This window comes from Variovorax sp. ISS6, assembly GCF_056523145.1.
Genome location: NZ_JAWRZC010000001.1, coordinates 1,827,588 through 1,842,810, shown reverse-complemented (window position 1 = coordinate 1,842,810; position 15,223 = coordinate 1,827,588). Strand labels below are relative to the sequence as shown.

At 65.5% G+C, this 15,223-nt stretch carries 12 protein-coding genes; 6 read left to right on the top strand and 6 right to left on the bottom strand.

Annotated elements, in window-relative coordinates:
* The first annotated feature begins 43 nt into the window (after positions 1-43).
* Genes AC1HIL_RS08440 through AC1HIL_RS08430 form a run of 3 tightly spaced genes read left to right on the top strand, consistent with a single transcriptional unit; the run spans position 44 to position 2,994 of the window.
* Positions 44-1,462: a mannose-1-phosphate guanylyltransferase/mannose-6-phosphate isomerase gene (locus AC1HIL_RS08440; protein ID WP_057590925.1), complete on the top strand. Its 1,419-nt coding sequence runs from the start codon at positions 44-46 to the stop codon at positions 1,460-1,462.
* The gene (locus AC1HIL_RS08435) at positions 1,459-2,265 is read left to right on the top strand and encodes an ABC transporter permease (RefSeq protein WP_057590924.1); all 807 of its coding nucleotides are present in this window, start codon (positions 1,459-1,461) and stop codon (positions 2,263-2,265) included. The genes AC1HIL_RS08440 and AC1HIL_RS08435 overlap by 4 nt, the downstream gene beginning before the upstream one ends.
* A gap of 6 nt (positions 2,266-2,271) precedes the next feature.
* Complete coding sequence (locus tag AC1HIL_RS08430) at positions 2,272-2,994, top strand: ABC transporter ATP-binding protein (RefSeq protein ID WP_057590923.1); 723 nt, start codon at positions 2,272-2,274, stop codon at positions 2,992-2,994.
* Positions 2,995-3,030: 36 nt separating this feature from the next.
* On the opposite strand, the gene AC1HIL_RS08425 is transcribed toward AC1HIL_RS08430, so the two are convergent.
* Genes AC1HIL_RS08425 through AC1HIL_RS08410 form a run of 4 tightly spaced genes read right to left on the bottom strand, consistent with a single transcriptional unit; the run spans position 3,031 to position 9,775 of the window.
* Positions 3,031-5,169, bottom strand: coding sequence for a glycosyltransferase family 4 protein (locus AC1HIL_RS08425; RefSeq protein WP_479671581.1), 2,139 nt, complete (start codon positions 5,167-5,169; stop codon positions 3,031-3,033).
* Complete coding sequence (locus AC1HIL_RS08420) at positions 5,162-6,118, bottom strand: GDP-L-fucose synthase family protein (protein WP_479671580.1); 957 nt, start codon at positions 6,116-6,118, stop codon at positions 5,162-5,164. Before AC1HIL_RS08420 ends, AC1HIL_RS08425 begins: the two co-directional genes overlap by 8 nt.
* Positions 6,119-6,176: 58 nt before the next feature.
* On the bottom strand, positions 6,177-7,316 hold the full coding sequence (locus tag AC1HIL_RS08415; RefSeq protein WP_057598495.1) for a glycosyltransferase: 1,140 nt from the start codon (positions 7,314-7,316) through the stop codon (positions 6,177-6,179).
* 5 nt (positions 7,317-7,321) lie between these two features.
* On the bottom strand, positions 7,322-9,775 hold the full coding sequence (locus AC1HIL_RS08410) for a glycosyltransferase (RefSeq protein WP_479671579.1): 2,454 nt from the start codon (positions 9,773-9,775) through the stop codon (positions 7,322-7,324).
* 143 nt (positions 9,776-9,918) lie between these two features.
* On the opposite strand from AC1HIL_RS08410, the gene gmd reads away from it, so the two are divergent.
* The 3 genes from gmd to AC1HIL_RS08395 all read left to right on the top strand — a co-directional run bounded on the left by gmd (position 9,919) and on the right by AC1HIL_RS08395 (position 13,754).
* Positions 9,919-10,959: a GDP-mannose 4,6-dehydratase gene (gene gmd, locus AC1HIL_RS08405; RefSeq protein ID WP_057590919.1), complete on the top strand. Its 1,041-nt coding sequence runs from the start codon at positions 9,919-9,921 to the stop codon at positions 10,957-10,959.
* Between the two features lie 118 nt (positions 10,960-11,077).
* On the top strand, positions 11,078-12,313 hold the full coding sequence (locus tag AC1HIL_RS08400; RefSeq protein ID WP_479671578.1) for a glycosyltransferase: 1,236 nt from the start codon (positions 11,078-11,080) through the stop codon (positions 12,311-12,313).
* Positions 12,300-13,754 (top strand): glycosyltransferase family 4 protein, encoded by a 1,455-nt coding sequence (locus tag AC1HIL_RS08395; RefSeq protein ID WP_479672752.1) that lies wholly within the window; start codon positions 12,300-12,302, stop codon positions 13,752-13,754. Before AC1HIL_RS08400 ends, AC1HIL_RS08395 begins: the two co-directional genes overlap by 14 nt.
* A gap of 18 nt (positions 13,755-13,772) precedes the next feature.
* On the opposite strand, the gene rfbC is transcribed toward AC1HIL_RS08395, so the two are convergent.
* Both rfbC and rfbA read right to left on the bottom strand, forming a co-directional pair.
* A complete protein-coding gene (rfbC, locus tag AC1HIL_RS08390; RefSeq protein ID WP_479671576.1) occupies positions 13,773-14,321 on the bottom strand; it encodes a dTDP-4-dehydrorhamnose 3,5-epimerase in 549 nt (182 codons plus the stop codon).
* Positions 14,318-15,217, bottom strand: a complete 900-nt coding sequence (gene rfbA / locus AC1HIL_RS08385) for a glucose-1-phosphate thymidylyltransferase RfbA (RefSeq protein ID WP_479671575.1) — start codon at positions 15,215-15,217, stop codon at positions 14,318-14,320. The genes rfbC and rfbA overlap by 4 nt, the downstream gene beginning before the upstream one ends.
* Positions 15,218-15,223: the final 6 nt, after the last annotated feature.

The following is a 15,223-nucleotide window of genomic DNA, read 5'->3' as shown; positions in this document are numbered from 1 at the left end:
GGTCGGTAAAATTATCGCTCCATAAAGAAACAGGGTTCGAAAAATGCGGGTGCTTTCAGTCGTGCTGTCGGGAGGCGCCGGATCGAGACTATGGCCAGCTTCGCGCCAGGCCTTCCCGAAGCCTTTCATGAAGCTCGGGGGCTCGACCCTGCTGCAGCAGGCGATCGAGCGGGGCCAGGCCTGCGGCACGGGCGATCTGATGATCGTGACCAACAAGGATCACTTCTTCCTGACCAAGGACGTGCTCGACGGCATGAGCGATCCGCCGGACACCACCTATCTGCTCGAGCCCAAGGGCCGCAACACCGCGCCGGCGATCGCGCTTGCTGCACTGCAATGCGAACAGCAGTTCGGTGGCGATACGGTGATGCTGGTGCTGTCCGCCGACCACCTCGTCCCCGACGTCGAGGCCTTCGTCGCCAGCGCGAGCGAAGCCTTCCGACTGGCCAACGAGGGCTCGCTGGTGCTGTTCGGCATCGCGCCCACCGCGCCCGAAACCGGCTTCGGCTACGTCGAGGTCGACCGCGTCTCGCGCCAGAGCCAGCCGGTCAAGCGCTTCGTCGAGAAGCCCGACCTCGCCACGGCCCAGGAATATCTGGCAACCGGGCGCTACTACTGGAACAGCGGCATGTTCTGCTTCACCGCCGCCAGCATCCTGGCCGCGTTCGAAAAGCAGGCCCCCGAGGTTCTGCGTGCCGCCCGCAACGCCATGGGCAATGCCACGCGCAACGGCAGCACCCTCGATTTCAACCTGCACACCTTCGGACTGCAACCCGACATCAGCATCGACTACGCCGTCATGGAGCGGGCCGACAACGTGCACGTGGTGCCCGCCAAGTTCTCCTGGAACGACGTGGGCTCCTGGCCCGCCGTGGCGAGTGCCCATCCGGCGGATGCCAACGGCAACACGCTGCCGGATGACGTCGTGGCCGTGGACACCACCGGCACGCACGTCCAGGTCGAGAGCCATGGCGCCAAGGTGGTGGCCACGCTCGGCGTCCATGACCTCGTGATCGTCGACACGCCCGACGCGCTGCTGGTGGCGCACAAGAACAGCGCGCAGCAGGTCAAAAAGGTCGTGGACCTGCTGAAATCGCGCAAGCACGAGACCGTTCAGCTGCCGGCCACCGTCCATCGTCCCTGGGGCACCTATGCGTCGCTCAAGGAAGAAGACGGCTACAAGGTCAAGCGCATCACGGTCAAGCCGGGCCAGTCGCTTTCGCTGCAATACCACCACCAGCGCGCCGAGCACTGGGTCGTGGTCCAAGGCAAAGGCATCGTGCAGATCGGCGAGGTCGAGCACGAGACCGTGCGCGGCCAATACCGCTACATTCCACTCCAGGAAAAACATCGCCTGACGAACACCGGCCACGAAGAGCTGGTGCTGATCGAAGTGCAGTGCGGGAGCTACCTGGGAGAAGACGACATCGTCCGCCTCGCGGACACCTATGGGCGAGCATGAGCGCAACAGCACATTCGAATCTTCATCGCAACGCGTGGACCGACTGGTGGGAAGGATCCCGCCGCGTCGACATCTGGTGGACCCTGGCCTGGTTCGACATCGTCCTGCGCTATCGCCGCTCGCTGCTCGGACCGATCTGGCTCACGCTGAGCATGGGCGTGATGATCGCGGGCATGGGCCCGCTGTACAGCGCGCTGTTCGGCACCGAGCTGTCGCGCTTCTTCCCCCACCTCGCGCTCGGCGTGATCTTCTGGGGGCTGTTCTCCAGCATCGTCACCGACGCCTGCCACACTTTCGTCAATTCCTCGCACTACCTGAAGCAGGGCTACTTCCCGATCACGCTGTTCGTGTGGCGCAGCCTCGGGCGCAACATCATCCAGTTCGCCCACCAGATCGTGCTGTACGTGCCGGTGGCGCTGTGGGCCGGCATTTCGCTGTCGTGGCACGTGCTGCTGTTCTTTCCCGCCTTCCTGCTGCTGCTGGTGAACGCACACGCCATCGGCCTGGTGCTGGGCCTGGTCTGCACGCGCTTTCGCGACATCACGCAGATCGTCACCAGCCTGATGCAGATGCTGATGTTCCTGACGCCGGTGTTCTGGCTGCCCGAGAACCTGCCGGGACGCGCGCGCTACGTGCTGTGGAATCCGCTGGCGCAGATGCTCGACCTGCTGCGCACCCCGCTGATGGGCGGCATGGCCAGCGTGCATGACTGGCTCGGCATCCTGTGCTGGACCGTCGTCAGCATCGTGGGCGCCAGCCTGTTGTTCGTGAAGTACCGACGCCGCGTCGTTTATTGGCTCTGATTGCCCATGGCCCTGATTTCCCTCCAGAACGTCTCCGTCAGCTTCCCGATCTACGGCGCCGGTGCCAGTTCGCTTCGCAACACCCTGGCCGCCTCGGTGACGGGTGGGCGCCTCGGCAAGGAGACCGGCGTGACGGTCGTGCAGGCGTTGCGCGACGTCAGCTTCGAGCTGCGCAGCGGCGACCGGCTCGGGCTCGTCGGCCACAACGGCGCGGGCAAGTCGACCCTGCTGCGCACCCTCGCGGGCGTCTACGAACCGACCTCGGGCTCGTTCACGCGCCAGGGCACCGTCTCCAGCCTGATCGATCCTGTGCTCGGCATCGAGGTCGATGCCACGGGCATCGAGAACATCATGCTGCGCGGCCTCGTGATGGGCATGAGCCGCAAGCAGGTGGACAAGCTGACGCAGGACATCTGCGAGTTCAGCGGCCTCGGCGAGTACGTCAACATGCCGGTGCGCACCTACTCCACCGGCATGCTGATGCGGCTGGCGTTCTCGATCTCGACCAGCATCCAGTCCGACATCCTGCTGATGGACGAATGGCTGTCGGTCGGCGATGCGGAATTCACCGAGAAGGCCGAGAAGCGGATGCGCGAAGTGGTGACCAAATCGGGCATCCTGGTGCTGGCTTCTCATTCGCCCGATCTGATTGCAAAGGAATGCAATCGCGTGATCCACCTCGAGCACGGCCGGATCGTCTCCGAGTCCCGATCCGAGCCCGAGTCCTGAACCGCTCCGCCTGCTCGCGGGCGGACCAGACGACGATCAGCCGGGATGCCGCGCGGGGCCGCGGGCCGCGCGTATTTCTTCCAGCCGCGCGCGTACGCGCCGGCCGCTGGCCTCGAGGGACATGCTCGTTCTGGCGCTCTCGCGTGCACGAGCGCCGAGCTCGCGGCCCCATGCCTGGTTCTCGTACAACCGGCGCATGAATTGCGCCGCATGCGCTTCCGACGGTTGCGCCCATTTCAGTCCGGCACCGTAGGGCGGTATGGCCTCGTGAAGCGTCACGATCTCATAGGGGACCAGCAGGCTGTTGTCCTCGTCCATGAAATCGACATTGCCTGAAAAGTTCGTGGCGATCACCGGCTTCCCGAGCAGCATCGCCTCGGCCATCGTCAGCCCCAGCCCTTCGCTGCGGTGCAGGGAAACGTAGGCATCGCAGGCATCGATCAGCGCGAGCACGTCCGCCGCGCTGTAGACCTCGTTGATCAGCGTGACGCCGGCTTGCGCAGCCGCGTCGCGCAACTGCTGGAACTGCTGCGGATGGCGCTCGCCCGATGAAGTCTTGAGCACCAGTTCGACCGGCTCGTCGGGCCGGAAGGCCTGCCTGAACGCGCGGATCAAACCCAGCGGATTCTTCCGCTCCATCACGCTCATCATGTGGAAGTTGAAGACGAAGGTGTAGCGATCATCGCTCAGGCCGAAATGTCGGCGGCCGCGTGGCTCGAAGGGAGCCAGCTTCACGCCGGGGAACAGCGTGCGCACGGGCACCGGCAGGCGCTCGCGCAGCCCGCGCGCCACGAACTCGGTGGCGGTCCACACCTCGTCGACGGTTCCGGCCTGCTCGAGCCATGACACGGGAATGGTGTCGAATTCCCAATACCAGTAGGCGATGCGATAGGTGCGCGGTACGCGTTCGCTCAGATTGGCAAGCTCGAAAGCCCGCTCGAAAAAAGGCACCGGCTGGGCATGGATGATGGTGACGTCATGACACTCCATTCCGTCGAAATCGACATGCCGCGGATCGTCGGTGAAGTCCGTGTGCAGGTCGCGCAGCGAGGCGGGAATGCCGACCGCGGCCAATCCCTGGACCAGGCTTTCGGCGGACACCCGAAGGCCCGAGGGATAGCAGAAGTGCCCCACGATGTTGGCGCCCGGCCGCATGAGCGCCTCGACGGTGGCATCGACGTCCAATTGCCGGCACCAGTTGCGCGGCGCCTCGTCCAGCGGGCCTTCGAACGATGCGAGCCAGGACAGCCATTCGCGCGCGCGATCCGCCGAGAACAACGCATCCGGGAATGCTTCGCGCCAATCGCCATGCGCCGCATAGCCGATGCGAAGCTGCATGGCGGGCGCCTGCCATTCGGGCCAATGGGAGACATCGAGCCAATTCCCATCGGCGCCGAATGCCGACCTGAACCAGGCCACGAACCCCTCCCGGCCAAAGACGGTCAGGGCATCGGGACGCTCCGATTGCCAGGCGGGCGTGAACAGATAGGCACGCGTGAGTTCACGCTGCGGGTCCTGGGCGGCTTCGAGAAAAAGCCACCAGACTTCCTCCAGACTCAGGTTGGCATCGAATCTTGCATGGCGCAGGTACCAGCGCAGCAATTCGGCATTGCCGGTCGGCAACAAGCCGTCGGGCAATTCGGCGCGCGCGGGAAAATCGACGAGCAGGTATTGACGCGCGCGGCTCGCGAAGTCCGACCGCAGCAACTGCTGCAATTGCGCCAGCGCGGCGGGAGACAGGCCGAATCCTCGACCATCCGATTCACCCAAGGAAGCGAGGAAGGACGAGGCATCCGCGGAAAAGGCGCGTGGAAATCGCTGTCGCAGCCGATCGTCTTCACGCCACAGGTCGATGCAGAAGCGCGCCGCCGATGGCAGATCGACCACCTCGCTCGCCGAGACCGGCGGCCAGAAAATCGAATCCAACGGCAGGTCGACGCGGCGTGCGACGGCCTCGTTGTCGAAGAGATCGACCGGTTCGATGAAAGCGGCCGATGCGCCGCGTTCGGTCGTGCGCGCAAGCAACCGGGCGAGTTCGAGCTCGCGAAGCTCGGCGGCCGCGCGCGCGCGCACGAAGCGCACGCGCTCCGGCCAGCGCCAGGGCGTGACGAGCCACCATGCTCCCCGGGCGGCCCAGAGGGCGCTGCGTTTCAGCGAGCCCTGCGGCTTACCCATGCCGCTGCAGGAAATCAGCGTACGCTGCCTGCAGACCGGTCTCCAGCGATGTCTTCGCGGTCCAGCCCAGCGCGGCCATGCGTTGGACGTCGAGCAGCTTGCGCGGCGTGCCATCGGGCTTGCTCGCATCGAAGCGCAATTCCCCCGTATAGCCCACGGCCTGCTTCACGCGCTCGGCCACCTCGCGGATCGTGACGTCGGTGCCGACGCCGACATTGATCAGCGGCGTCACATCGGCACGCGTCAACTCGGCAAATCGATCCTGCGGCAAGGTCAGCAGGAAGAGGATCGCCTCGCCCAGGTCCGACGAGTACATGAATTCCCGGCGCGGATTTCCCGAGCCCCACACCATCACCGACGGGTCGTTGCGCAGCTTGGCTTCGTGAAAGCGCCGGATCAACGCGGGAAGCACATGAGAATGTTCCGGGTGGTAGTTGTCGCCGGGGCCATACATGTTGGTGGGCATCAGCGCGAGATAGCGGGTCCCGTATTGCCGATTGAACGCCCAGCACGATTCGACGCCGGCAATCTTCGCGAGCGCATACGGACGGTTGGTGGCTTCGAGCGGTCCGGTCAACAGATAGTCCTCGCGAATCGGCTGCGGACAGTCCCGCGGATAGATGCAGGAGGAACCGAGAAAGATCATCCGCTCCATCTGCGCTTCGTGCGCTGCGTCGAACACGTTCAATTGAATGCGCAAATTCTTGTGCAGGAAGTCGACCGGGAAGTTCGAATTGGCCAGAATGCCGCCGACCTTGGCCGCGCTCATCACCACATGGGTGGGGCGCTCGCGCAGAAAGAAATCGCGTGTGGCAGCCCGGTCCTCGAGATCGAGTTGGGCATGGGTGGCTGTCACCAGTTCGATGTCGGGGCGATCGGCGAGTGCCTTCAGCGTGGCGGATCCGACCAGACCGCTGTGTCCGGCGACGAAGACTTTTCTTGTTGTCATGGCAATGGGTTCTCCAGGTTTCTGGATTGGAGGGTACCTGGAATCGAGGTCTGGGGTTTTAGCGCGATACGAGTCGCCGCATCCATTGCAACAGAGGATGCCAGAGCGAGCGCGTCTTTCTGAAAAAAGCGTAACCAGCCACGCGACGCAACCTGGTTGCGATCTTGCGCGACATCACATCCACCTTCACCGCGCCGGCCGCGGCGGCACCCTGGACATGAACGGAAGGATGCTGGTACTTGCCGGCATAGAGGCCCTCGCTCGGCGCCAGAATGAAACGAATCAGCGCTTCCTCGGCCTCTTCCCATTGCACGCGGCCGGCTCGCGCGCTTTCCCAGCCGCGCGCGCCCAAGACATGCACTTGCGAGAAATCCAGCGGCTGCAATGCATCGAGTTCGTAGAGCAGGCCATTGAAGCCCGGCAGGATGTATTCGTTCATCGTGCCCTGATTCGGCGCGACCACGCATTGACCGCGCCCCATCGCTTCGAGGAACGCCTGCCCGATCCCCTCGTCGAGGCGGGACGCGAAGAAGACATTGGCTCGATCCAGCACGGCCTCGAGATCCTTCTTGTCCTCGAACCAGGTGGAGGTGGTGATGCGATGCCGCGCGATGTCTTCCTCGGGCGGCATTTCGGACGGCGGCGATCCCGGATCGCCGGCCAGGTGCAGGTGCATCGAATCGAAGCGCGCCGTTCCGATCAGGCGCCGGATCGAGTCCCAGGGCAGCTGCGATTGCCGGCGCACCCAGAAGAAGCCGTGCAATCCCTCCGACGGCGCCACGGGAGGGCGCGTCGGCTGGTAGTAGCGGACGAAGTGGCTGGCGATGCCGAAACTCTTCGTCAGGCCGTGCAATGCCGTGGAGAAGTTCAGCACCTTCGAACCCTGGAACGGCTCCCAGAATTCCGAGAGGGGCGTCACCGGTCCCTGCCACAAGGCGAACTGGTCCAGCATGGGAACGTAGATCACGTTGGGATGCACGTGCCGGAAATGCCTGGCGGGCGGCGTGCAATAGGACTGGAACATGATGACCACGTCATATCCCTGCACGTCGGACCAGGGCACCGGCGCGCCCCCGCGCCAGGCCTCGTCCCAGAAGCGGTCGACCACATGCCCGCGACGCTGCAGGATCTCGACGAGGAAACCCGTCGACAGCGTCGAGCGGTGGTACGAATGGTCCACATAAGCGATGCGCGCCATCTCGTTCACCTCCGGAGCCGGGCGTAGCAACGGACCGCCACGTTGTAGAGGAACGGAGAACGATGCAGCAGCCCCTTGGCCAGGTCCTTCGCGGAACGGCGGATGGAAGGCACCGCGTTCGGCGCGATGGGCACGGCCGCCGGGGTGTCCTTGGGATGCTGCAGCGTGACCATGGCCGCCCAGGCCACCGCCGTCTGGAAATCGGGGCGGTCGACGTGGTCCGCGAAGACGCGCCGCAGGAAGAGCGTCAACGACTCGCTTCTCGGCACCGGCTCATCGGGCAACTGATGCTCGAAACCGAAGTAGCCGTCGTAGAGACCGCGCACCTCTTCGCGCGTCAGGAACGGAAAGCGGTCGCTGACCACACGCAGGCAGTCCCGGCTGTGTCCCACGGCATCACCCGAGGTTCCGCCCAGCGAATAATGGATCGCGACCTCCTGGGTGTAGACGAAGCGGATGCCCGCATCGAGGCTGGTCATGATCCACTTGAAGTCCGCCGCGATCTTGTAACTGGCGTCGTAAGGCCCCGAATGCTCGTAGGCCGAGGGCGTGGCATAGATGCCGTTGTGGCAATCGCTGGCGCAAGTGAAATAGCTGCCGGGATGGACGAAAGCCGGCGGCCATTCGACGACCGGCTTGCCGCCGACTTCATGCACCAGGGCGCCCGTGAACAGCAGCGTCGGAGCATCCATCAGGCCTCGCATGCGATGCACGGCGATCTCCGCCGAATGCGGCTCGAGCCAGTCGTCGGAATTGAGGATGCAGATCAATTGCCCGCGCGCCAGCGGCACCGCCTTGTTGATGGCGTCGTAGAGTCCGCGGTCCGGTTCGGAGACGAAGTAGTCCAATCGCTCAGCATGGCGCAGGATCAGGTCCACCGTGCCGTCCGTGGATGCACCGTCGAGCACGATGTGCTCCACGTTGCGATAGGTCTGGCGCTGCACGCTCTCGATGGCCCGTTCCAGTGTTGCAACGTTGTTGCGCACCACGGTCACGTAGCTGATCAGGGGTTCGTCCGGCGTGCCGGACTTCAGGACACCGCGTGTGCGCAGGCCGCCTTCGACGCGCCCCGCCGCCCCGGAGGCCGCGAGCGTGTCGCGCCACAGGGGCCATTCCCGGCCCGGCGCCTCGAGGATGCTCAAGGGGATGCCGAAGTCCGGTCCCTGGGCGCCGTTCTCGTAGGCCAGGTAAGTGGCGAGGGGGGACGGCCCTTGCTCGAGCACCGGCGCGCGGCCCTCGCGCACCGGGCCGGTCTGCCGTTGCCACAGGAGGGACGATGGCCAGACCCGGTAGCGCTCGCAGGCATCCAGCAGCACCGCTGTCACGCGCTCGATGCAATGCGCGCGATCGAAGGTGCGCGCACGCCGCAGCGCGCTCGCCGCCGCCGCTTGCCGCGCCTCCGGCGAGATCGCGAACTGCGCGATCGCGCGAGCCGCGGCGTCGACATCGCGGGCCTCCACCAGCACGCCGGCATCGGCCACCGTTTCCGCAAAGGCCGCATCGCCAGCGCACACGACGGGCGTGCCGCACGCCATCGCCTCGAGCGGTGCCAGGCCAGCGCCCGCGCCATGCAAGAGGTCGACAAAGCACAGGGCGTCGCCATAGAGCGCGGCCAGATCCGCGTTCTCGGTCCGTGCTGCCGGCACGACGAGGATTCGCGCCCGCCGCTCGCCGGCGGAAGCGAGCGCGGCCCCGATGGCCGAGGACTGCTCGTCCGGATCGGCCACGAGCACGAGGTGGAGATCGCTCGCGGACGCATGGTCGGCCGCCTGCAGGAATGCGCGCACCAGTCGATCGAGCACCTCGGGGGGCTGCGCCGATGCACTCGCCACCACATAGGGCACGGCCGCGGGAATGCCATGTTTCGAGCGCGCAGCAGCCCGGCGCGCGGCATCCTCGCAGGGCTCGAACCAGGCACTCACCGCCGGCGGGATGACCGCGACCTGGGCGGGACTGAGATCGGGCCGGAAGCGCAGCAATTGCCGCCGCGCGAATTCCGACAAGGTGAATACCAATGAGCGCTGATCGAGGCTCGATACCAGATCGTGAGCGCTTTTTGCTACGGCCGGAGAAAAGAGTTCGGGCCGTGCGATTGCAATCAAGTCGTAAATGACGTGAGCATGCACAACGGTGCGATCCTCGCGCCAGGCCTGCGATTCCGGCCGAAAGAACGACAGTGCAATATCGGTCTTCCTGGAGGGAAGTGCCTCGATCGGCTGCAGCGAAGCAACGAATCCGGCAGAGCGAAGACGCGCATCCGCATCTGCCACGCGCATCGCATCCGCCATGAATTGCACGGCCAATTGCGGCGACCGGGCCAAGCCCTCGCAAAGTCTCTCGCACACCCGGTACGCGCCGGTCTTCCCCCCCTCGGTCAGGACATCCAGGTCCAGCGCGAGCCGCGGTTTTTGTTCAGTCATTCTTGGAATTTCGGCCACCCTGAGCGGCAGCGATTGCACGATGACAAATTCTAGGTCAGGCCGATCCGCACTTTCCTGACGGCGAGTCCGCACCGGCTCCGGCGGCCGGAGCGCACTGGCAGTTGGGGCACAATTGAGTGTTCCGGGCCAACAAGGCGCCGCTTCGTTTCGAGAGGATATTCATGACAAAAAAGCGCGCGGTCGTCACGGGCGTCACAGGGCAGGACGGGGCCTATCTGGCCGAGTTGCTGCTGAACAAAGGCTACGTGGTCTACGGCACCTATCGCCGAACCAGCTCGGTGAACTTCTGGCGCATCGAGGAACTGGGCATTCAGGACCATCCCGACCTCCACCTCGTCGAATACGACCTGACCGACCTCGGCAATTCGCTGATGCTGATGAAGGAAACCGCACCCGACGAGGTCTACAACCTCGCGGCGCAAAGTTTCGTGGGCGTGAGCTTCAACCAGCCCGATGCCACGGCGCAGATCACGGGCATGGGTGCGCTGCACCTGCTCGAGGCGATCCGCCTGACCAATCCAGGCATCCGCTTCTACCAGGCATCCACCTCGGAGATGTTCGGCAAGGTGCAGGCCATTCCGCAGGTCGAGGACACGCCGTTCTATCCGCGCAGCCCCTATGGCGTCGCCAAGCTCTTCGCGCACTGGATGACGATCAATTACCGGGAAAGCTACGACATATTCGGTTGCAGCGGGATCCTGTTCAACCACGAAAGTCCGTTGCGCGGTCGTGAGTTCGTGACGCGCAAGATCACCGACGGCGTGGCCAAGATCAAGCTCGGCAAGGCCGATGTGCTCGAGCTCGGGAACCTGGGCGCCAAGCGCGACTGGGGTTTCGCCAAGGAGTACGTCGAAGGCATGTGGATGATGTTGCAGGCCGACACGCCCGACAACTTCGTGCTGGCCACGAACCGGACCGAGACCGTTCGCCAGTTCGTCGACATGGCGTTCAAGGCGGCGGGCTATGAATTGCGCTTCGAAGGCGAGGAACAGCACGAGGTCGGCATCGACATCCAGTCGGGCAAGACGCTGGTACGCGTGAATCCGAAGTTCTATCGCCCGGCCGAAGTCGACCTGCTGATCGGCAATCCGGCGCGCGCCAAGGAAAAGCTCGGATGGGCGCCGCGGACCACGCTCGAACAGCTGTGCACGATGATGGTGGAAGCGGATCTGCGGCGCAACGCCGAAGGCAAGTCCTTCTGATTCCCGCGCGGGCCGCACCGCCGGAGTGCGCCCGCTTCATCCGATCGTCCGGGGCGGACCGCTGACCCGCCCGCCGCAAGGGCAGTCCATGCCGTCGTCGCCAGGAGCCATTGCCTTCATGTCCGCAGCCAAAGTCCTCATCATTGCCACCTTCCCGATCATCGAGCCCCGGCACGGCGGGCAGCTCAGGACGCGGCACATCTACGAGGCGTACAGGAAGGCCGGCATCGAGGTGGACTATGTCGGCTTCTTTCCCGAGGGCTCCTACCCGCGGCATGCGACGACGGACATCGTGCTGCCCGGCACCCTGGGCGGCCGGCCGCTGGAAGAGTGCGAGCACGTCGTCTACGACCATCTCTGGGGACTGCACATCGCCACCACCCGGCAGGCCCGCGACGCGCTGCTTCGCGTGCTGCGCAGCAAGCCCTACGACTTCATCCAGATCGACCACCTCTATCTGTGGCCGCTGGTGCGCGCCTGCCTGGCCGAACTCGGGCCGCAGGAGCATCGCCCCCGGATCGTCCACTCGGCGCACAACATCGAGCACGCGATGAAGCGGCAGATCCTCGCGCAGTCGGGGGCGACCGAGGCGCTGGTCGCGCAGCATGGCGAGGACATCCTCGCGCTGGAGCGCGAGATCACGCTGGAAGCGGAGATCGTCTTCGCTGTCACCGCCGCCGACCGGGCCTATCTCAACGAACTCGGCCAGCGCGAAGACGCCGTTCTCGCGCCCAACGGTACTTCGCCACCGGACGCCTCGCCCGACGCGATCGAGACGTGGAAGCGTGCCTTGCCGCGGGAACCGTTCGCGGTCTTCGTGAGCAGTGCGCACCCGCCCAACGCGGTGGGATTCTTTTCGGTTTTCAGCCAGTCGCTGGCCTTCCTCCCACCGGACCGCAAGCTCGTCATCGCGGGGGGCGTCACGAGCCTGCTCGAGAAGCATCGCGAGTACAGGCGCTGGGCCGGCATCAACGACGACCGCACACTGCGCCTCGGCATCGTCGACGACGCGGGCATCGTGGCGCTGCGCCGCCTCGGCCACGTCTACATCCTGCCGATCACGGCCGGCGGCGGGTCCAACATCAAGACGGCCGAAGCACTGTTGACCGGCGCCTACGTGATCGGGACCTCGACGGCGTTCCGCGGCTTCGAGGACTTCATCGGAGACCCCGGCGTTTTCGTCGAGGACGATCCGCATGCGTTCCGCGCCCGGCTGTTCGAGCTGCTGCACCGCGAACGCCTCGCCATCGGCGAGGCCGAGCTGAACCACCGACGACGACTGCTCTGGGAGTCGACACTCGCACCGATGCCCGCCCACCTCCTCGCCACCTTCGCACGCCATGCCCATGCTTGAGCGACGCACCCTCTGGCTCGACTTCACCACCTCGCTCCACTGGACGCGCGCGCCCGTGGGCATCGTCCGGATGGAGCAGGAATGCTGCCGCTGGATGCTGACCAAATGGCCGGACCGGGTGCGGCTGTGCGTCTTCGACTGGGGCAAGGAGCAGTTTTTCGAGATGCCGCAGAGCGAGGCCTGGGCCATCCTGAATCGCGCCTCCGACGAGCAGGCCGCGGCGACCCGCAAGGCCTCGCAACCGGCGGCACCCGAAGCCGCATCGGGGCCACCGCCGGTGCGCCTGGCACGGCGGCTGGAACGGCTCCTGCGCAAGGCGGTGCTGGGCACCTTGAGCGCGCTGCCCGCCAGATACGAGTCGGGCGTGCGGCGCCGCATGATCGCGGTGCGCCGCACATTGGCCTTCGCGTATCATGAATGGAAGGCGGCACGACTGGTGCCGCTGGTTGCCGCCGAGGGTCCCGCGGGACTCGTGCCGGCGCAGGGCGCGGGCCCGAGCTCGCCCGGCTTGTTCCAGCCGGGCGACTTCTATCTCACGATGGGCCTGGACTGGGACCATGGCAACAAGATGGCCTGCCTCTATCGCGAGAAGAAGTGCAGCGCCTTCAAGGTCGTCAACGTCATCCACGACATCATTCCGGTCCTGTTCCCGCACTTCTACCAAGCTGGCAAGGCCCAGTTCTTCGCGAGCTTCTACGCGACGATGGCCTGGGCCTCGGACCATATCCTGTGCAATTCCCAATGCACGGCCCGGGACCTGAAGGCACTGCTGCGCGAGATCGAAACGCCGATGCCGCCGATGACGGTGATCCGCGAGGGCGACACGCTGCCCAAGGTCGTGGGAGAGGAACACTATTCGAGCGCCGTTCGAAAGCTCGCCGGCGAACGCTTCCTCCTGTTCGTCTCCACCGTCGAGATCCGGAAGAACCACGAAACGCTCTACCGGGCCTACCTGCGCCTGCTCGAATCGGGCTTCGACGCGCCGAAGCTGGTGTTCGTCGGCATGCAGGGCTGGCGGGTCGACGACTTCATGGCCTCGCTGCAGCAGGACCTGCGGGTCGAGGACAGGATCGTGATCCTGAACAACGTCACTGATGTCGAGCTGAACCTGCTCTACCAGCGTTGCCTGTTCACCCTCTATCCATCGCTGTACGAAGGCTGGGGCCTGCCGGTCGCCGAGAGCCTGGCGCACGGCAAGTTCTGCCTCGCGTCGCACGCAGCCTCGGTGCCCGAGATCGCGGGCGACATCATCGACTATGCGGACCCGTGGAACGTGCCGGAGTGGGCCGAGAAGATCCGTCACTACTGCGCCGATTCCGCGGCGCTGGAAGCGCGGGAAAAGCTGATCGCCACCCAGTACCGGATCACCTCGTGGGAGGTGACCGCGGACCAGATCATGGAAGTCGTCGACGGCTACGCGCCGCCGGGCGCCAGCGCCTGAGTCCAGCGGGCAACGTCGTCAGGCGAACAGTTCGGCGCCGTCCAGGGTCGACGCCGCGCGGTCCTTGTCCGACAAGGTGAAGGCCGCGCCGAGTTCGGGCCAGGCGATGGCCAGGCTCGGATCGTCCCAGCGGATCGCCCGCTCATGCACCGGCGCGTAATAGTCGGTCGTCTTGTAGAGAAACTCCGCCGTCTCCGTCAGCACCAGGAAGCCGTGCGCGAACCCCGCGGGCACCCACAGCTGCTTGTGGTTGTGCTCGCTGAGCTCCTTGCCCACCCACTGGCCGAAGGTCGGCGACGAGCGGCGGATGTCCACCGCCACGTCGAACACCGCGCCGCGCACGCAGCGCACCAGCTTGCCCTGCGGCTGCTGGATCTGGTAGTGCAGGCCGCGCAGCACGCCCTGGGCCGAGCGCGAATGGTTGTCCTGCACGAACTCGACATGGCGCCCCACGGCCTCGTCGAAGGCCTTGCCGTTGAAGCTCTCGAAGAAGAAGCCGCGCGCGTCGCCGAACACCTTCGGCTCGATGACGAGGACATCGGGAATGGTGGTGGGAATGACCTTCACGGCCGCCCCTCTTCTTTCAAGAGACGCTGCAGGTACTTGCCGTAGCCGCCCTTGGCCAGCGGCGCGGCGAGCTTCTCGAGCTGCGCGCTATCGATGAAACCGTTGCGCCAAGCGATCTCCTCGGGACACGCGATCTTCAGGCCTTGGCGATTTTCGAGCGTGGCGATGAACTGGCCCGCCTCGAGCAGGCTCTCGTGCGTGCCGGTGTCGAGCCAGGCATAGCCGCGCTGCATGATCTGCACGTTGAGCTGGCCGAGGTCGAGGTAGGCCTGGTTGACCGCGGTGATCTCGAGCTCGCCGCGCGCGCTGGGCTTGACGGCCTTGGCGATGTCGACGACCTGGTTGTCGTAGAAATAGAGGCCCGTCACGGCGTAGCTGCTCTTGGGTTCGAGCGGCTTCTCCTCGATGCTGCTGGCCTTGCCCTGCGCATCGAAGGCCACCACGCCGTAGCGCTCGGGGTCGTGCACGTGGTAGGCGAAGACGGTCGCGCCCTTGGCCTGCGCATCGGCGTCGGACAGCAGGTGCACGAAGTCGTGGCCGTAGTAGATGTTGTCGCCGAGCACCAGCGCGCTCGGCGAATTGCCGACGAACCTGTCGCCGATGATGAAGGCCTGCGCCAGCCCGTCGGGACTGGGCTGCACGGCATACTGCAGGTTCAGGCCCCACTGGCTGCCGTCGCCCAGCAGTTGCTGGAAGCGCGGCGTGTCCTGCGGCGTGCTGATGACGAGGATGTCGCGCATGCCGCCGAGCATCAGCGTGCTCAGCGGGTAATAGATCATGGGCTTGTCGTACACCGGCAGCAGCTGCTTGCTGATCGCGAGCGTGGCCGGGTGCAGCCGCGTGCCCGAGCCGCCGGCCAGGATGATGCCTTTGCGCTGCGTCGTCTGGATGGTCATCGTTGG